Raw genomic sequence first — 18,856 nt, 5'->3', positions numbered from 1 at the left:
GATTGATGAGGTTATCCCACCTATATTTGCCGTAAGTTAAGGCCATTGTCGGCACACCTCACGAACCGCTTGCAAGGTTTCAGAGAATGCCTGCTCTTTACCAAAGCTAATGATCATCGGTCTAATCTTAGGTAATGCGTTGAGTAACTGAGCTCGCTTTTGATAGGCCAAAATATCAATAACGTCAGTCCACTGAGTAAACGACTTCGAGAGTGGCTCTAAGTAGGATAAAAATCCTTGTAGCGCGTTAGCACAATAGTATTTATCTTTGATGCTCCATACGATGTCGAGTGCTTCAGACCAGCGCGATTTTGGCAGGTGGTACTCGGCCATCGCACGCAGGGCACGCGCCCGAGAATCTTCATCTTGGATTTGGCGCGCCAAATCCAGCACTTCTGGCCAGAGTGGCTCTGGCAGGTACTCGGTCATATCACTCAAGGCCCAAGACCGAGAATCTTCATCTTGGATTTGGCGCGTCACCTCCAGCGCTTCCGGCCATAGCTCTGGCAGGTGCTCGGCCATCGCACTCAGGGCACGCGCCCGAGAATCTTCATCTTGGATTTGGCGCGTCACCTCCAGCGCTTCCGGCCAGAGTGGCTCTGGCAGGTGCTCGGCCATCGTACGCAGGGCCCAAGACCGAGAATCTTCATCTTGGATTTGGCGCGTCACCTCCAGCGCTTCCGGCCATAGCTCTGGCAGGTGCTCGGCCATCTCACTCAGGGCACGCGCCCGAGAATCTTCATCTTGGATTTGGCGCGCCACCTCCAGCGCTTCCGGCCAGAGTGGCTCTGGCAGGTGCTCGGCCATCGTACGCAGGGCACGCGCCCGAGAATCTTCAGCTTGGATTTGGCGCGTCACCTCCAGCGCTTCCGGCCATAGCTCTGGCAGGTGCTCGGCCATCTCACTCAGGGCCCAAGACCGATAAGATTCATCTTGGATTTGGCGCACTACCTCCAGCACTTCCGGCCAAAGTGGCTCTGGCAGGTGCTGGGCCATCGCACGCAGGGCACGCGCCCGAGAAGGTTCATGTTGGATTTGGCGCGTCACCTCCAGCACTTCTGGCCAGAGTGGCTCTGGCAGGTACTCGGTCATATCACTCAAGGCCCAAGATCGAGAATCTTCATCTTGGATTTGGCGCGTCACCTCCAGCGCTTCGGGCCATAGCTCTGGCAGGTGCTCGGCCATCTCACGCAGGGCACGCGCCCGAGAATCTTCAGCTTGGATTTGGCGCGTCACCTCCAGCGCTTCGGGCCATAGCTCTGGCAGGTGCTCGGCCATCGCACGCAGGGCACGCGCCCGAGAATCTTCATCTTGGATTTGGCGCGTCATTTCCAGCACTTCCGGCAAGAGTGGCTCTGGCAGGTGCTCGGCCATCTCACTCAGGGCACTCGACCGAGAATCTTCATGTTGGATTTGGCGCGTCACCTCCAACACTTCCGGCCAAAGTGGCTCTGGCAGGTGCTCGGCCATCTCACTCAGGACACTCGACCGAGAAGGTTCATGTTGGATTTGGCGCGCCACCTCCAGCGCTTCCGGCCATAGCTCTGGCAGGTGTTCGGCCATCTCACTCAGGGCCCAAGACCGAGAATCTTCATCTTGGATTTGGCGCACTACCTCCAGCACTTCCGGCCAAAGTGGCTCTGGCAGGTGCTGGGCCATCGCACGCAGGGCACGCGCCCGAGAAGGTTCATGTTGGATTTGGCGCGTCACCTCCAGCGCTTCCGGCCATAGCTCCGGGAGGTGCTGGGCCATCGCACGCAGGGCACGCGCCCGAGAATCTTCAGCTTGGATTTGGCGCGTCATCTCCAGCGCTTCGGGCCATAACGCCTCTGGCAGGTGCTGGGCCATCGCACGCAGGGCACGCGCCCGAGAATCTTCAGCTTGGATTTGGCGCGTCATCTCCAGCGCTTCGGGCCATAGCTCCGGGAGGTGCTGGGCCATCGCACTCAGGGCACGCGACTGAGAATCTTCATCTTGGATTTGGCGCGTCACCTCCAGCGCCTCTGGCCATAGCTCCGGGAGGTGCTGGGCCATCGCACTCAGGGCAAACGACCGATAAGATTCATCTTGGATTTGGCGAGTGACCTCCAGCGCTTCTGGCCAGAGTTCGACAGTTTGTTGAGCCAGTTTAATCAGAGCACTGGCTCGATCTGCCGCATCCTGAATTTGACAAGTAATCTCAATGGCCTCTGGCAGGTATTGCCGTGGCAACAACTTTGCGATGTGTCTAAGGGCAAATGCTCGATACCAAAACCCTTGTGTTTGCCTACGTTGGTCTCCGTATCGGTCCTGAATCTGTTGAATTGTTTTGAGTACGTCAGGCCAGACCTCAAGAAAGCGCTCTGCCAGTTTGCTAAGGACATAGGAACGATAAACGGCATCATTGATTTGACCAATGGTTTTTAGCACCTCAGGAAGTAAGGCTTTGGGCATATGGGGCACAACCGCAGAAATGCACGCGGCTCGATGCCATGGGTTCTGAGCTTGTTGAGCATAGGCTAATCCTTGAGCCACCTGCCAAACACCTTTTTCAACAAGTGCCCCGACTAACTCAGCCGGTACATTGCTGGCCAAACTGTTAAGGGAAGTACGTATGAGCGCATAGCGAAACACTAAGGCAACGGACTGACTGGGCTCCTGGTCATAAGCATCAATCGCTAACTGCCACGCCCGACCTAAATCGTTCACAAAACCTGCTGGCTTACCAATCGCATCACAAGCCTCATACCAGCCATTACGCCCTTGCTCATTGCTAATACGTAACAACCGATGAATCTCTTTCGGTTGTTTTGCCTGCTCCATATGCCAGGTGAGATGAGCATAGATATAGCCATCATCCTTAAGGGTGTACCATTGCCCGTTCGATGTTTTGGCACGATAGCGGCTAAGCAATTCATGATGGGCTTCAGCTTTTGTCAATCCCAGACCGGGTAACTCCCCTTCACGAATCGGCTGAGGCGGACTCATCAGTAGGCGTCCAGCGAGATCGTGCATGAGGTCATGCATTCGATAGCTGAGCTGACCATTAGCCTGCTTAATGCCTTGTAATACAAGCGCCTTTGCTCGAAAAGTCCGTAAGATCGAGCCTGACTGTCGCGAGGTCACTTGCCACAGGGTTTCTGCCATTTCTTGAGTCAGATTCACATCTTCAGGAATCACCCCTAACCAGGCAAACTGTCGTAGCTGTTCCAGGGAAAGTTGTTTTAGACTCAAATTAAAGCAAGCCAGCAAGCTATATTTACGCCGCTTGGCATCATCAGGGATTTCGTCTTGACCATAAAAATCCAGTGTTTCTAAGCGAACAACTTCAGCGTGTAAATCGCCCAGCAACTCTGACCAGCTCACCCCTTCCTCTATTTGAGAAGCCGCTAATTCTAGTGCCAGGGGTAGAAATCCAACCCGCTTTGAAAACTCTAAGGCGCGCTCACGATCTGCAGGGCTGAGAGGCTCTGATAGTTTTTGAGTCATCAGCTCTAGCGCCTGGTCTGCCGTCATCACATCTAAGGCATAACGGTGGGCTTCTGGAATTCTTACTTCACGGGTTGTGACGAGAACACAGCAGCCATCTCCCCCAACCCGAAATGGGTCTAAATGCTGGGGATTCCAAACATCATCAACAACCAGCAATGTCCGTTTGTCATATAGCAGCGTCCGCAAATGATTCGACGCTGACTGGATAGCTGTTGGCTTATAGTCGTTATCTCCCAGGGCTTGAATCCATCCGCTAAGGAGTGGCAAGATATCTGGATTCTGACCCAAGGTGACCCATAAAATACCGTCTGCAAAGCGAGTTTGAACCACATCCTCATGGGCCAATTTTGAAGCCAGTACCGATTTACCAATACCGCCCAGCCCATAGATGGCACTGACAACTAACGTGCCAACTTTGGTCTCCTCACAAAGCAACTGTTGTAGAACTGCTTGTTGATGATCGGGCCGTTCGACAAAGTGATCCGGTAGCGGAGGCATTTGCAACGGCACCCTAGACGGTCGGGCTAGTCTTGCTACATGCTCCGCATCCAATGATGCGGCAACAGTGCTCATTACCTCTGCTGAAAATTGAACAATGGGAAGTGCTCTTCCCTTACCAAAGCGAACCGGCTCCTGACGACTCTCCCGTAAGGCTCGACTGAGTTCTGAGAACAACCGATCACCCGTCAGCCGACCATCCGCATCCGCATTTGCGGGGACTAGCACCTCTAAAACGGCTCCAGTAAAGACACTGTGGTCATCTCGCGTTTTTACCCAAGCCTTCTCATATCCTCGGCATGCCGTCACCAGAAAATAGTCTTGCTTGTCATTAAATGCTGAAAAGCTTCCTTTCATCAGGGTGCGTTCGATAAATTCACCACTGTGACACGCATCAATGAGCATCACCAAATTGCTGAGATCCGAGCTACGAATCAACTCATTAAGGTCAGAGAATTCAATGGCTTGACTGACCTCGCTGGGCTCTCCATTGTCTAAGGTGACCTGACAATCTGAGGTAGTCAAATAGCCTTTTGTAATACCCAGGCCGCTTTTTACTGCAACGCCATGGCCAGTGAAGTAGATAAATACTTCATTTTTGGCAGCTTTCTGGGTAACCAACGTAGCCAGGGCCGTTTCAATTGCCTTCTTGGACACCTTGCCCGATAGTACATTGACTTGCTCACATTGCCCGTGTTGTCTGAGCACCGTTGCAATGGCCTCAGCATCATCGATCGCCTTCGGTAGAGGCTTAAGATGATGTTTGCTTTCATACTCAGAAATGCCGATAACGAGGGCATAACGGGCCATAGACTTAAGACTTTCTAGGGAAAGCGTATTGACAATGCGTATTTCCCCTTAACATAGCCGATGTCGAAACAATAGCCCAGGTATCACTATGTCTGACGTAGAACGGCTCACCTTTGAAGATGATGATGGCAATGCCTACATCATGTTTTTTGAGGCGTCTGAACCAATAGAAGTCCCTGAAACATCAGCTACCAGCAATGATGATGAATACGAGTCCATGGGCATCACCGATGATGTGAAAGCCAAGCTCAAAGATATTCACGGTACATTGAGAGCCTACACCTATTACGCCATGGGTGCTTTTAGCAAGGTAGCGTTTGCAGAGGTTGAAGAAATCACCCTAAAATTTGGCATCAAAATTGCAGGGACTACGGGCATGCCTATTCTGACCCAGGGGTCTGCAGAAGGCAGCTTTCAAGTCGAAGTGAAGTGTAAACCCAAGAGCTAACATTATTACTGGCTTAAAAGTGGGCTAAATTAACCCACTGTCACATAGGCAGAATGCTTATTTTTCCGTTGAGGTCATCGGCTACGATGGCTATTATTCTGTTGACTAGTTGCGGGCGTTGCAGATAGTCAGAGGGATTTAACCCACAGTGGCGCTTGATCCAAATGACCAGCAAAGCTTTTTATGTAAATCGCTCTAACAGATTGCACCTTGTTTGTTGATCCACCTTTAGAGAATATTTCTCTAGCCCCCACTAGGTAACTCGACTCTATCAGGCTTCTAGCATAGCTTAGAACCTTTTTACATTCGGCTTCAGACTGACCATTAACAACAACTTTGCTGTTGTCGTTTAAGACTAAACTTCCTCTAACAGCGCCTTTTGTGTACGTTGGAAAGTTAAAATCATAGGTGTGTGAAATCATTTTTTTTGGATGAGGGATATGCATAGACCAGCGACTATGACCTCCCTCTGATGGTTTCCAAAGGATAATCAATTGTGGGTGTTCTCCTGTTTTTGTTTCCCACGCTATAGGAACAGCTGCATTTGTTTCGGGTGGGCATTTGATTTTGTCCCACACTCGCTCTGTTGCTTCAGAAAGTCTTTCTAGGGCAGCATAAATCCCATGTAATCCAGATCCTGACCATGGTAATAGATAGGGTAAGGTGCTTTCACACTCAGTCATATTAATACTTCCGAGCCCAGACGCCTCAAATTTTTTCTTTATCTCCTGTATCTCATTTAGTAACTGTTCGATGTTATTTGCGCTAGCCTCACAACACTCATTGTTTATGTTTTCTCTGATGACTCGTAATGTCGTTTGACAGTCAGACTCAGGATTCTTTTTCGTGGTCGGTGGAGTCGTCTTCTTTTGGCTATTTACGTTAGGTGGAGGGCTTGTTCTAGTAACACGTCTAGACTTTTTGCGCTGTATCCTACCCAGAATAAACGGAACAGGCAGAAGATTAGGGCTATTGTCATTAGACGAGTTTTTCTCTTTAGCTTCCTTTGGATTGACTGGGTTTACAGGTGGCAAACCATCTAAACCCTTAAGGACGTCTGGGTTGCTCGGTGTTTGTTCGGGTTGTTCATCTGAGTCTAAAGGATCGGGTGGTGCTGTATCCGGTATGTCGCTGGGCGGTTGGGTGTCGCCAGAAAAATCAGGTAACTCGCTGATATCAGGCCAGCTTTTTGAGGGATTGATCACCTGAGGTTCTACAGGAGCACCCGAAGGATTATTATTGTCATCTAAAGGAACAACGTCTAAGATTTCTAAAGAGCTTACAAAAACATCACGGTTATTAGTTCCGGTTCCTGTAATAAATCCCATATCTAGCAAATCACCACCACCACCATAAAATTGATGGTCACGATGGGCATTGCCTCCGGTAATTCCTTTGAAATAGTGTTTCCCTTCTGGTTGAGAAGTCGGATTCCTATAAACAGCGGTTCCGATAGGTCCTGTTTTACCCGTTAACGTTTTTGATTCTCTCCATGGTCTTTCTTGGGGACCCTCAGAATGATCTGGCCCATAATCAGATTTTGTTCTATATGTTACGGTATACTTTTTGCCTGCTTCCCCATAGGTTTCAAGATCGTGAGTGAGCCCTTCAGCGATAGGTTTAGATTTGTGTGTACTGGGTTCTAACTGTTGATCGTTCTTTCCAAGTGCCGCCTTTAAGTGCTCTCCTAAACTAGGACCAAAAGGCGAGCCCATTCCCTCATAGATTTTATTGCCTGTATATAAACCAATGCCAAAGGCAGCCGTTCCTAATGTTGCCACAACACCCGCCGGATTACTGGCAACAGGAGTAAACAAGATTGAACCACCACCTGCAGTGCTGGCACTTAATGTTGTCCCTTTAACCGCCGTGCTATGGATAGGATTTGTTCCTTGTGGCGCATTCAAACGAGCGCGTTTTGCCGCATTCCAGTTTTGTATCGCTTGTGCTGTTCGAGCACTGCTGGTTGTTGCTGTCCCTGAATTACTGGCAACGTTCCTTGTTTGAGACCCAAAGCTCGTTATATTGCGGGCCGATTGTGTGGTTCCTCTAGGACCACTGGTTGAGGTTCTGTTGCCATGTTGAGAAAAATTCTGTTGATGCCGTTGCAAACTCCGATTTAATGCATTTGACAGGCCATGCCCCTGTTGAGGAGTCGGCGCAGGCTTTAGGTTTAATGGTTTCCTGAGATTGAGTTGCCGCTTTAAGTTGAGTCCAGGCTCTTTATACGGCAATGAGCCTGGACTCGGCGCGGTGGCTGGAGACCGTTGTAGCCTTAAGCCTCCTGATGATGGGCTAGCACTGAGATCTCCCGACGTAATACCGCTCCCCTGTGAGCCTGTTGTATAAGGGCCTAGGATAGAAGCCGTATTCCCCGGTGACAAATACGTAGGCATTATCAGCTACTTTGTAAGAACTCACTGGGTATGGTTCCCGAATAATAGGGTTTCGTGGCTTCCCATAACGTCCCATACGCCCCTGTATTATAGTCTGGGTGCAACCTGAGGTTAGACCGATAACTGATGTAAATCTCTTTGTCATAGTTTCTAAACAGAGATTGTTGCACGCGGTCTACTCGGATACCTTCTGCTTCGTTATAGGTCTCCCCATTGTTCATGTATTCGAGTACGGCATTCGCCCATGCCGCTAAACTCTCCAGGCCATTGATGAATGCGCTATCGGGTATTTGTGCTCTGGTGAGTGGGATTGTCATGATGGATGATTCGGGTGTAGCTTCGCTCCATAGTATAGGTGGATATTTTTTACAACAAACGTAGAACTATCACAGGATTAACCCAAATCCCTGACGGGTTTGAGTTAATCAGTGTTTCTGACTATTCAGAAAGATTTTTTATTCACGAAAGAACGGTAAGAAGACGATGTAAATGTAAGCAATTACGTGCTTACAAGATTGCCGGTAAGTGGCTCATTCTAACAAAGCGTGGTTAACCCCTTTGGGTTTAATGTCGAAGGGACAAAAGCGTTTCTAACATGATGGATTTGCAAGCGTTTTAGCCAACCTTTTGGGTGGAGAAACTCCGCTGTCTATTAACAAGGATTTTTGGCTATGGCTGCTGCAATGACGACATCAGCAACAAGTATTGAAGGACAAGCGCTTGAAGTTGCTCGCGAGCTTCAAGTATTAGAAGCGGCACAATCTACGGCTGATGTGCCGTTGAATAATGTCCAGATTGATACGGATATTGAAAGTGGTTTGGTCTCGATCACCATGACTCTACCAACGGCTTTGAGCGGTACGGGTGGAGCCTTCACCTTGTCCGCATCTGAATACCTAAGCTAATCAGCTAGGGAATACGTAAACCCTAGGAGGATTAGATCATGGGAACAGAACGAATCAACGTCAATTTCACGGTTGGAAAAAACACGTATCAAATCAGTGGTGCAAGATGGTTTTACGCGGATAAGACCGTCAAGAAAATCATTGGCGGTACTCCAGCAACAGAAGCCACCTCAGGCGCAACCAACAGTGGCATTGTTGTCTCTGGTGTTGAGGCCAAGCGCGTACTTGTCAAGCTGGTGCTGGTCTACAGTACCGCTGTTGGGACTGCCGTCAAAAATGCCGCTCAGGTAGACAAACCCAAGCGGTTTCATTTTTACTGTGACCCTGACAAAGCTGAAGACGCCATGCTGTCTCTGGCAAAAAAGAAAATCTTTGGCCGAGCTGTAATCCGTGTCTACAGACCGCTAAAGCGCTGCTACTACTAAGCTGTGAGAGTTAGAGGCTGGCCATTTACAAAGCCTGTGGGGATAGCGTTTGAGTTATCTCTACAGGTGTTAACAGACCAGTATCAACGATTAGAGATTAAATCTCTTCTTTCTCACAAAGGATATCGATTTGCGTTTAAGCTCAATCAATCGGCTGATGTACTGGTCAAGGTCACGAGCGTTATTGCCAATCAAAAAGGCTGGCATCGGGCCGGGTATCTGGCAAATTTGCTAACGGGTGGGCCGATTCGTGAGCCGATTCAAGCGGTTGAGCGACTGTATTTTGGTCAACAACATATCTCTATTGCCTACACGGGATTAGAGCACTATCTTGAGTTTTGGCCCCATGTGTGGATCACCGATTATCGCATTGAGCTATGGGCCAAACAGCAACAACACATCGAATTGAATCCTATCGTTCCAAGGTTTGATGGGGGGGTGTTGTTCTTCGGAGTTGGATCGGGTTTACCCGATAGAGCGTTTACCTTTAATGGAGACCTAATACACTTTCCATGAGTAGTAACGAGTTTTCAGAACTCCCATTGCTACCACTGCCCTATCGAGACACAGATTATTTTTACGTGTCTCGTGATGGCCAGTCTTATCGAGGAGTACCCGATCCATCCATAAGCGGTCTAACGTCTGCTCTGGGTGTTCAGGTTGCCTCGTTTCAAATCAGACGGCCTGCGGGTGAAAGTGGCGGTAGCTTTTACCCACCAGCAACCTGGTTAGAGCGACCGTTCAACTATGAACACCCCTTAAACGACTTTGGAACACTGTCACCCTTGCCCAGCGCTGGACGGATTGAGCTTCCCTCGGGTCACTACGTCGTGATGGGCTGGATGACGGGAATGGAAAACGCGGGGATGCGATGCCGTTTACGACCCCTAACAGGCTCGCTAGACCCGATCTATAGTGCGAGCACCTATTCCTTGCATTATAGCTGGCATATCCCCCTAGACGGGCTGCTAGCGGTCACTGAGCCAACGCAGCTGGTCGCAGAAATGCGATGCGATCGCAATCGGTCTAAGGCTTGGGGGTATGGCTACCGCACCCATGTAGAGCCAGAGATCTATGGCTCTCTTTTGTTTCTCAGGAAAACTTAGCTAATTTGACCTATGGTGACTGTTCAGAACGGTGAAGGCGCACAAGGCTTTACAGGGTATACCACGCCAGACGGGGATTGTGTGAACCCTGCCTATATTGCTGAATTCTTCGACCAGATGGGTGAAGCCCTACAGACGGCAATCTGTGACGGTCGGATCGAGGATCGGATATTTGTTCTAGAACAATTTGCAGCGATGCAGACTGTTCTAGATACGCTGGTTAACCAGGAGGGCTTTACCGCTCAGGTTCAACAGTTACAAAATCTGATTGAATCGCTGCAAGACCAGGATGGTGACGGCGTTAATGACCTGCAACAGGTTAAGGATCGCCTGGATGCCCTGGAAAGCAGTTATAACAGCCAGCAACAACAAATTAATCAGCATGGTGATCAGATCACCAACTTGCAGACAAACCAGACCACTATCCAAACGACTCAAGCCACCCAAGGGCAGCAGATTGCAGACTTGCAAGGGCAGCTTGAAAACATTGATCTCGACTCACTGGGTCTGGATGCGGATGCCATTCGCTGTGAAGCGGTGACCGATATCTACAATGCGGTTCAAGCAGGCGTTAATGCCTTTCAGCAACGGTTGCAGGTTAACTGTGTGTTGCCAACATCCTTAGACCAGGTGAATGCTGAGTCTGACACCCAACCGCCCGCAGCCCCCCCAATGGGTGACAGTGGCGGTGACGGTGAAGACGTACCCGATACCCTTTAAGGGGGGCATAGCTCATGATTAGACCTGTTGTGAATGGCGTGGTTACCATTCCAAAACCGGGCTACCTATTGACGCTCGACTTTAGCCAGTGGCTTGAAAAGCTGCCTTACGATCAGTATGTCTTGATTCACTCGCAAGACAGGCCTGTAGGCGATCGCAAATGGGGCATTCTAGAGGTTAACAGTGGGAGTGTCATCTATTCGGAAGCCTGTAAAATCGAGAGCTGCCAACCCCATGAAGGATGGAAGCTCACAGACGATGTATCGGGTATTCCGCCGATGGCGGTTGTTTATCCAGCCTGTACGTCTGAGATAGACAACAAGGGAACTGCCAGCATTTGTTCAATTGGGTTTGTCCACCCCAGCAAAGCCAAAGAACAGGCGGCATAGTTGATTCCTTGAAACTCCCATGGAAAAAGGGCGACCCAAGATCGCCCTTTATGTTTAGTCATCATGAACAAATTTCTGATAGAAAATTTACCGTTAGCAATCACAGTGTTTTCAACGGCAGCTGGTGTGATTGGTTTCTTTGTTGCTAGAGTGCGTCGTAGCTACGGGTTAGAGCGTGATATCAATCATCTCAAGCGAGATTATACATCGCTGAGTAACAATACGAATATTTTGTTGAAAGAGTTAGAGCGACGTCTTGATTCAGTAGAGAAGGAGATCGCTACTGTGAGGGGAATCAATCAAGTATTTTTGGCTCAGGTCAAAGGGTTTGATGCCGAGTTACCCCCTTAAAAAAATGCACTTAACGCGCGGTCAATACTGCAATTAGGGGGGCAAACAATCTGAGCACTTTTACGAAGTGTCTGAAACGAGAGCTTTGGATCTCTAAAGCATCTATGCCCTGGAAGAGTTTTGTCGCCAACACTGGCCCTGTAGTATGAGGTTTGGAACCCTAAGAGGGTTTGTCCATCTGGGGGTAAGTCCAGGCCGTATCCGTATCCGTTGGGACTATTGATTTCCTGCTGTGGCTAGTAGCTACTCAAAACAAAGTATCCACCCAGTAGAGTCGTTGAGAGTTGTGCAACGGGTCAGAGCTTTGGAAGCTTCTTAGTCTGTTAACATGCTTCCGCAAGTTTTAGGTGGTAATTAACCCCATTTAGCTCCTTACTGCGTTCACTTAGAATAAATCTGAAAAATCAGGAATTTCTGGAATTTGATAGCCATAATTGTTGATGGTTATTGGATGTATATCTAGATCTAGGAATAACGTGCTTTATGGATAGAGAATTAGCCCAGTTCACGCTCAGTGATGATGACGGTACTACATTCCTGGTAGAGGTAGATAAACCCCAATCAACGGGGCGTGGACCTGGAGTTGAGCGGGTGTCCACACCAGATACTAATCGGATGGTTTACCAGGCTAGCCAAACTTTGGAAGAAGCATTAGATAAGGTGCAACCTGTCGTTTCTAAGGTTGTGTCTCGAATGAAATCCGGTTTGACCACCCCTGCTAATGAAGTAGAGGTTACGTTTGGTCTTAAATTAGGTGCTGAAACCGGCATTGTCTTTGGATCTGTCGGTGGTGAGGTTACCTTTGAGGTCAAGCTAAAGTGGGAAAAAGAGTCAGAGTAGATGCCAGCGATAGAGTTTGAGGTTGGAAAACGCTCCATAGTCCAGGTCTATCGCGGTGATACCGATGAGATTGCGGGCACTGGCTTTTGGATCGGTGGCCGCTATTTAATCACCTGTGCCCATGTGGTGGGTGAAACGGCCCCATTGGGTCAGCAGGTTGACGTGATGTTCGATCAGGCTGGCCAGACAGAGCGTCTGACATCTGAGTTGGTGTATCACGACTTCAGGGCGTCTGAAGGCTACGAGGACATCGCTGTTCTGCGTTTACAAGCCCCCATTGAGACCGATCCACCGTTGGTACCCATTCAGATGCCATCTAGTTTTCAAGACTTGAGTGGGGCGACGGTGCGTACCTTTGGGCATTTAGCCGGTAACCCTGCTGGGCGTAACATCGCAGCACAAACGGCTGGTTCAAGCCGTAACTGGGTGCAGTTGGAAGTCTCCCAAGATATAGGAACCTCTATTTCGGAAGGAATAAGCGGTTCGCCAGTGTGGCACGAAGCGCCCCAACTGTTTATCGGTCTGGTGGTGGCCCGTGACGCAATTAATCCAGACGATCGGCTGGGCTTTATGATTTCGGTCGATCAGTTGCGTATCCCCCTGAGGCTGGTGCAGCGTCACCGTTTATGGGATCTGTTGGAGCCTCATACAGAGGAGATCGGCAGTCAGATTGCTGTGGCGTATCGTCTTTGTCGTAGTGAGAATGCTCGTGGAACGCTTCAACGTGAGCCTGAAAAGATTTTGGAGGAACTATCCAACCAGGGCGCAGGTGGCGATGATGGTGTAGATAAGCTGGTGCAATTCACAGCAAGTTTAGTGGATAATTTAGTGCCCCAGCAATTTGAGGCTTTAATCGCCACATTAACCTCATGGGCGAATGAATTTACCGATGAGTTTGACGCGGTTCGAACTCAAATGCGAACAGCGGCATTGGAGCGACAATATCAGTCGATTGCTCCAGCATCGCCCGTCTTGTTAGTGAGCATCCATGAGCGCGAACAAAATGGGGACCTTGATTCACATTTAGTGGATGCTTGGCTGATTCCAGACCCCACCAAATATGATCCCAAGGTAGAGGCTGGCGATACGGTACAACGCTTATCGTTGCCCAAATCATTAGTGGACTCGCTGCAATCGTCCTCGAAGCAGCCGGAACTCTATCAGGTGTTACCCGAGATTATCGAGGCGTATTTGAACCAAGCAGCCGACCTGGATATTGACACCAGTGACCTGACGGTTGAAATTTTATTGCCCTTTGCCTTGATGAATAAGCCCCTAGAACGTCTAGGAATTCCGTTTATGGGGTTTAATGAGCCTCTAAGTATTGCCGGTGATGCCTGTCCCCAAGTCTTGCTGCGTTCACAGGAACGGGTGGCTCAGCCGCGTGCCCGATCGCCATGGCAAAAGAAATGGGAGCAAGTGGAAGCCCATCAAGCCACGGTGGCCCACACAAAATTTACCGAAAAAGATAGGACACTGAAGCGAAAGCTTAAATCTGAGGCTGTGTTGGGTTTAAAGCTATCGAGTTCGCCGGATCTCAGTAATGCTGGAGACATTGCCTTGCTCGTACTAACGGGTACCCCCCTAGCATTTTGGGTGCGAAATAATGACTGTACAGACTGCGATTGGTCTACAACGCTGGATACTGACCTATTGAGCCACCCGCTAGGAAAGGTGCCTGAAGAAGTTCTTAACCTTCGGCGTAATACGTCGGAACTGGATGATGATACAGAATATTGTAAATCTGCCGAACTGGGTCACCATTTAGCAGTGCTATGGGAAAATCCCAACCATATTCCCCCAAATACTGACAATCTTTATTCTTACGCCCACGCGAATCTATGACCTCCTGGGAAATTTACAACGGCAGTGGCACGCCCCATGACGACTTGGATCGCCTCCCCGATCCCCCCGGATGGCGTGAATTTCAAGATGTAGGTAAGTATCAAGCGCAAAAGGGGACAACGTTTAAGGCTCGACCTGAACAGATCCAGTTAGTGAATGCAGCGTTATACCTGCGCCGTCCCCTACTGATTACGGGTAAGCCGGGGACCGGTAAAACCTCGTTAGCCTATGCGGTGGCCCATGAGCTAAAGCTGGGGGAAGTCCTCTACTGGCCAATTACTACGCGCACCACATTAAAGCAGGGGTTGTATAGCTACGATGCCATTGGCCGTTTGCAAGATTCCCAGGTGCAACCGTCAGAGTCTGCTGAGACTAACCAACAAAAGACAGCAGCCGAAGAATTAGAATCGATTGGTAAGTATATTCGGCTGGGGCCATTGGGGACAGCGTTGTTGCCGGTACCTTCAGAACGGCTCAAGCGCCCCCGAATTTTGTTGATCGATGAGATCGATAAAAGCGATATTGATTTGCCCAATGACTTACTCCATACCTTTGAAGAAGGGCGTTATCGCATTGACGAACTAGAGCGCATTAAAGAAGTACTGTCTACGGTGGAGGTGGGTACTTCCTACACCCAGAGCAGTGTGACCGCAGAGATTACCAATGGCCAGGTTCAGTGTAATGCCTTTCCCTTTGTAATTTTGACCAGCAATGGAGAGCGAGACTTTCCGCCACCCTTTTTGCGTCGGTGTATCCGTTTAGAAATGGAAGAACCCGACCCCAAAGAACTGTCCGATATCGTGTCGCGACACCTTCAACGGCTTGATCCAGATGTGCTCACCAAGGCTCAGCCGATTATCAACGCCTTTGTCGAGAAGCGTAGCAGTGAAGAATTAGCCACGGACCAGTTGCTGAACGCGATTTATCTTCTTCTCCAAGAAGGGATTCCATCAGAAGATGTCGAGAACAATGATCTGCTCGATAAGATCTTAAAGCCGCTTTCGGGTCCTGGAGCGTAATGGCTCAGGATGCGTCATCGACAAATTTAGCGACGCTGATTGCTCGTTTGCAATCAGCGGGTGTTGATTGGGATGGCGAAAATATTGCTGACTTGCTTTGGCTGGTCAACTATATCGATGCACCGGCTGCCCAGGCGCGTACAGAGCCTGATGACGACGATGATGGCGATGACTCTGGGGATGATGAGCTTATAGACTCAGGACCGTTACCCTCTGTGTCACCCAATCGAGACCCCAGCCTAACGTTGTCGGCCCCATCGTCCCGTGGCGATCAGGCACAGCAGGATAAACCTATCCAGCGCAGCATTCCGTTTCAAACTCCAACGGCTCCAGCACTGCGTAAAACCCTGGCATTAGGCCGCTCTCTGCGGCCTTTGATGCGTAAGGTAGATTCCTATACCCAGCGGGTTCTGGACGAAGACGCCACTGCCGAACAAACGGCAGAACGGCAGTTTTGTATGACCGTGACAAAACCGTCCCGTGAGCGTTGGTTAGAGCTGGTGTTGGTGGTTGAAGATTCAGCGTCTAGTTTTCTCTGGCGCGATACGATTCGGGACTTTCAACAGGTGCTAGAACGCCAGGGCGCATTTCGCACCATTAGTACCTGGTATTTACAAACGGCCTCTGCCGGAGCCATCAAGCTATTTGCTAAACGTCCGACGGGTAATGTATCTCCTCGTTCCCGTGCGCCGAAAGAACTGATTGATATTTCAGGGCGACGGTTGATATTGGTGATTAGTGATTGTATTTCGCCCGCATGGCAGACGGGCACCGTGCAGACAGAGTATTTATCGCTATGGGCGAACCATAGCCCGGTGGCCATTGTGCAGATGTTACCGGGGCGACTGTGGTCTAGAACGGTTTTGAGTGCTGGGCTGAGGACCTCTTTCTCGGGGCGCTGCCCAGGGGTACCCAATAACCAGCTAATCAACCATTTGCCCCTGACCTGGGAGGACGATGGCGAGCCCGGTCTGAAGCTGCCAGTGATCACGTTGGAGCCCTCATCGATGGTGCAGTGGGCCAAGATGCTAGCAGGTTTTGGCGATAGTCAGGCAGCAGGCATCTGGTTTGACCCCCATTGGCAATCGCAGCCGCAGGAGCCTGCGCCACCGTTGTCGAATGATACGAATCAGGCTCAATATCTTGTGCGTCGCTTTAGTAAGACGGCCTCTGATACAGCGCGTGAATTAGCGTCTTTGATGGCCCTTGTGCCGGTGGAATTGTCGTTGATCTATATCATCCAGGCAAAGCTGTTGCCGCAGTCTACACCGCTCCATGTGGCCGAAGTGTTTTTGAGTGGTCTGATAGAACGTCAACAAGACTCTGCTGCTGACGCTGAGGCGAGTGTGCCTAACCAAGGCAGTTTATTTGCCACTAAACGTCGATATGAGTTTTTGCCCGGTGTGCGGCAGTTACTGATTGGCACGGTGGATATGCCATCGGCAGAAATTGTTCTCAATGAAATTTCGACTTATATTGGCAAGAAGCTGGGTAAGTCCATTTACAGCTTTACAGCCCTTCTGCGTCTTGAAGAAGAACTCGGCGATGTCGGAGAAGAATTTTTAACCTTTGCGACGGTGACCAAGCAGGCATTGCGGCGATTGGGGGGGAGATATGCAGAATTAGTGCGTGACTTTGGTCAGGTGCCCGTTGCTCAAGGTGTATCGTCTTTAGACGAGCCTGAACCGATTCGTTTTCCAGAGCTGGAAGACTTTGACTTTATCGATGCTCGGTTTGAAGCTTTAGTGACGGCTGATGCTGAAGAAGCTTTACCCACATTCCCACCAGCGCTTCAGACTGAAGAGTTTGTGATTCTAACGTTGGAAGCTGGTGACGACTCTGAAGACCCCAACGCTCTAGAACCTTTTGAGGTGACAGTCGTAACCCTGACGGGCAGTGGCCAGCAGTGGCAGCGTCAGGAACAGCCGCAGACGGCCTATCGCTATATTGAACAACTGTCTTTAGAGATTCCCTTAGAGATGGTAGCGATTCCAGAGGGGCGTTTTGTAATGGGCTCCCCAGACGATGAGCCCGAACGCAGTAACCGTGAGTCGCCTCAGCATGAGGTCGCAGTAGAGTCTTTCTTTATGGGACGTTATCCCGTGACCCAGGCTCAATGGCGTGTGGTTGCCGCCATGGAACAGGTAAACCGTAAGCTAGAGGCTGCTCCAGCCAGATTCAAAGGAGATAATCGACCGGTGGAGCAAGTTTCCTGGCATGACGCAATGGAATTTTGTGCTCGGTTGTCAGTTTATGCAGAACGGGAATATCGCTTACCCAGCGAAGCAGAGTGGGAATATGCCTGTCGAGCAGGAACCACCACACCGTTTCACTTTGGAGACATGATCACCACTGAAGTGGCGAATTATGGTGGTAGTGCCTATGCAAATGGTCCAAGGGGGGAACGACGCGGTGAGACCACACCCGTAAATCACTTTGGTATTGCAAATGACTTTGGTTTAAGCGATATGCACGGGAATGTCCGGGAATGGTGCCAGGATCATGGGCACGATAATTATGAAGAAGCGCCTACTGATGGCAGTGCCTGGATAGAGGGAGGAAACGATAAACGTCGCGTACTACGCGGGGGCTCCTGGTACTTCAATCCGAGGTTTTGCCGCTCCGCTTATCGCGACCTCATTTCGCCCGCTTTCCGCGACCTCATCGGTTTTCGTGTAGTATGTTCAGCGCCCAGGATTCTCCCATAGCCCTTTTCTCTCTTTCCCTTTTGCCCTATGCAAAAAGCTAGTATCTTTTCCATCAAAGAAAACCGAGGCCAGAACCAGTATTACGATGAACCCATCGCCAAAGGCGTATGGCCCCTGCGCATGATGGAGATACCGGCAGGTAGCTTTATAATGGGCTCCCCAGAGGAGGAGCTAGAACGCCTGGATAGCGAAGGCCCTCAGCATGAAGTTAGTCTTGGCCGTTTCTTTATGGCCAAGTATCCAGTCACCCAGGCCCAGTGGCGAGCGGTGGCGGCCATGGAGCAGGTGAACCAGAAGTTAGAGCCGGAGCCCTCTGACTTTAAAGGCGATCTGAACCCAGTGGAGAATGTTTCCTGGCATGATGCGGTGGAGTTCTGCGATCGCATGACCATCCATACCAATCGTCAATACCGACTACCCACAGAGGCGGAATGGGAATACGTCTGTCGAGCCGGTACAACCACCCCATTTCATTTCGGTCAGACCATTAATACAGAACTCGCTAACTATCGAGGTACAGATTGGAAGGAGGTTGGAGGAGTTGGATCTTATGGTGAAGGACCTAAGGGAGAGTATCGAAAAAAGACAACTCCTGTGAATGAGTTCAAAGGAGCGAATGCCTTTGGTCTAATGGATATGCATGGCAATGTGTGGGAATGGTGTCAGGACCATTGGCATGAAAATTATAAAGGAGCCCCCACAGATGGTAGTGCCTGGATAGAGGGAGGTGATTCTAAATATCGCGTACTACGCGGGGGCTCCTGGAACGACTTTCCGAGGGATTGCCGCTCCGCTTTTCGCCCCTACATTACGCCCGTTAACCGCAACGACTTCGGTTTTCGTGTAGTATGTTCAGCGCCCAGGATTCTCCCATAGCCCTTTCCTCTCTCTTGCTCTCTTGCTCTCTTGCCCTATGAGAGAAAAC

The 18,856-nt window shown here is 50.0% G+C and carries 16 protein-coding genes; 13 read left to right on the top strand and 3 right to left on the bottom strand.

What is annotated here, in order from left to right; all coding sequences use genetic code 11:
- Nucleotides 1-36 precede the first annotated feature (36 nt).
- Nucleotides 37-4,779, bottom strand: a complete 4,743-nt coding sequence (locus tag U2F10_RS05470; protein ID WP_499871193.1) for an NB-ARC domain-containing protein — start codon at nucleotides 4,777-4,779, stop codon at nucleotides 37-39.
- Nucleotides 4,780-4,867: 88 nt separating this feature from the next.
- On the opposite strand from U2F10_RS05470, the gene U2F10_RS05465 reads away from it, so the two are divergent.
- Nucleotides 4,868-5,227 carry a CU044_2847 family protein gene (locus U2F10_RS05465; protein WP_499871191.1) on the top strand — a complete coding sequence of 120 codons (360 nt, stop codon included), beginning with the start codon at nucleotides 4,868-4,870 and terminating at the stop codon, nucleotides 5,225-5,227.
- Nucleotides 5,228-5,355: 128 nt separating this feature from the next.
- Here the strand turns inward: U2F10_RS05465 and U2F10_RS05460 are convergent, their stop codons facing one another.
- Both U2F10_RS05460 and U2F10_RS05455 read right to left on the bottom strand, forming a co-directional pair.
- Nucleotides 5,356-7,461: a hypothetical protein gene (locus U2F10_RS05460; RefSeq protein ID WP_499871189.1), complete on the bottom strand. Its 2,106-nt coding sequence runs from the start codon at nucleotides 7,459-7,461 to the stop codon at nucleotides 5,356-5,358.
- A 164-nt stretch (nucleotides 7,462-7,625) separates the two neighbouring features.
- The gene (locus tag U2F10_RS05455; protein ID WP_499060658.1) at nucleotides 7,626-7,940 is read right to left on the bottom strand and encodes a hypothetical protein; all 315 of its coding nucleotides are present in this window, start codon (nucleotides 7,938-7,940) and stop codon (nucleotides 7,626-7,628) included.
- Between the two features lie 366 nt (nucleotides 7,941-8,306).
- Between U2F10_RS05455 and U2F10_RS05450 the strand changes: the two genes are divergently transcribed.
- The 12 genes from U2F10_RS05450 (at nucleotide 8,307) to U2F10_RS05395 (ending at nucleotide 18,807) form a co-directional block, all read left to right on the top strand.
- Complete coding sequence (locus tag U2F10_RS05450; RefSeq protein WP_499871187.1) at nucleotides 8,307-8,528, top strand: hypothetical protein; 222 nt, start codon at nucleotides 8,307-8,309, stop codon at nucleotides 8,526-8,528.
- 38 nt (nucleotides 8,529-8,566) lie between these two features.
- Complete coding sequence (locus U2F10_RS05445) at nucleotides 8,567-8,953, top strand: hypothetical protein (RefSeq protein ID WP_490795925.1); 387 nt, start codon at nucleotides 8,567-8,569, stop codon at nucleotides 8,951-8,953.
- Between the two features lie 36 nt (nucleotides 8,954-8,989).
- Complete coding sequence (locus U2F10_RS05440) at nucleotides 8,990-9,469, top strand: hypothetical protein (protein ID WP_499871186.1); 480 nt, start codon at nucleotides 8,990-8,992, stop codon at nucleotides 9,467-9,469.
- Nucleotides 9,466-10,059 carry a hypothetical protein gene (locus U2F10_RS05435; protein WP_499871184.1) on the top strand — a complete coding sequence of 198 codons (594 nt, stop codon included), beginning with the start codon at nucleotides 9,466-9,468 and terminating at the stop codon, nucleotides 10,057-10,059. Before U2F10_RS05440 ends, U2F10_RS05435 begins: the two co-directional genes overlap by 4 nt.
- Before the next feature lie 12 nt (nucleotides 10,060-10,071).
- Nucleotides 10,072-10,779, top strand: coding sequence for a hypothetical protein (locus U2F10_RS05430; RefSeq protein ID WP_499871182.1), 708 nt, complete (start codon nucleotides 10,072-10,074; stop codon nucleotides 10,777-10,779).
- A 14-nt stretch (nucleotides 10,780-10,793) separates the two neighbouring features.
- Complete coding sequence (locus tag U2F10_RS05425) at nucleotides 10,794-11,168, top strand: hypothetical protein (RefSeq protein WP_499871180.1); 375 nt, start codon at nucleotides 10,794-10,796, stop codon at nucleotides 11,166-11,168.
- A 63-nt stretch (nucleotides 11,169-11,231) separates the two neighbouring features.
- Nucleotides 11,232-11,519, top strand: a complete 288-nt coding sequence (locus U2F10_RS05420) for a hypothetical protein (RefSeq protein ID WP_499871178.1) — start codon at nucleotides 11,232-11,234, stop codon at nucleotides 11,517-11,519.
- 483 nt (nucleotides 11,520-12,002) lie between these two features.
- On the top strand, nucleotides 12,003-12,359 hold the full coding sequence (locus U2F10_RS05415) for a CU044_2847 family protein (protein ID WP_215619577.1): 357 nt from the start codon (nucleotides 12,003-12,005) through the stop codon (nucleotides 12,357-12,359).
- Nucleotides 12,360-14,204 (top strand): VMAP-C domain-containing protein, encoded by a 1,845-nt coding sequence (locus U2F10_RS05410; RefSeq protein ID WP_499871175.1) that lies wholly within the window; start codon nucleotides 12,360-12,362, stop codon nucleotides 14,202-14,204.
- A complete protein-coding gene (locus U2F10_RS05405; RefSeq protein ID WP_499871173.1) occupies nucleotides 14,201-15,223 on the top strand; it encodes an AAA family ATPase in 1,023 nt (340 codons plus the stop codon). The genes U2F10_RS05410 and U2F10_RS05405 overlap by 4 nt, the downstream gene beginning before the upstream one ends.
- Nucleotides 15,223-17,931: an SAV_2336 N-terminal domain-related protein gene (locus U2F10_RS05400; protein ID WP_499871171.1), complete on the top strand. Its 2,709-nt coding sequence runs from the start codon at nucleotides 15,223-15,225 to the stop codon at nucleotides 17,929-17,931. Before U2F10_RS05405 ends, U2F10_RS05400 begins: the two co-directional genes overlap by 1 nt.
- Nucleotides 17,932-17,958: 27 nt before the next feature.
- Nucleotides 17,959-18,807, top strand: coding sequence for a formylglycine-generating enzyme family protein (locus U2F10_RS05395; RefSeq protein ID WP_499871170.1), 849 nt, complete (start codon nucleotides 17,959-17,961; stop codon nucleotides 18,805-18,807).
- The last annotated feature ends 49 nt before the right edge of the window (nucleotides 18,808-18,856 follow it).

The organism is Leptothoe sp. EHU-05/26/07-4, from assembly GCF_043421015.1.
GTDB lineage: Bacteria > Cyanobacteriota > Cyanobacteriia > Phormidesmidales > Phormidesmidaceae > Leptothoe > Leptothoe turfae.
Note: the sequence above shows the minus strand (reverse complement) of the source record. Positions and strands in the feature narration are given on the sequence as shown.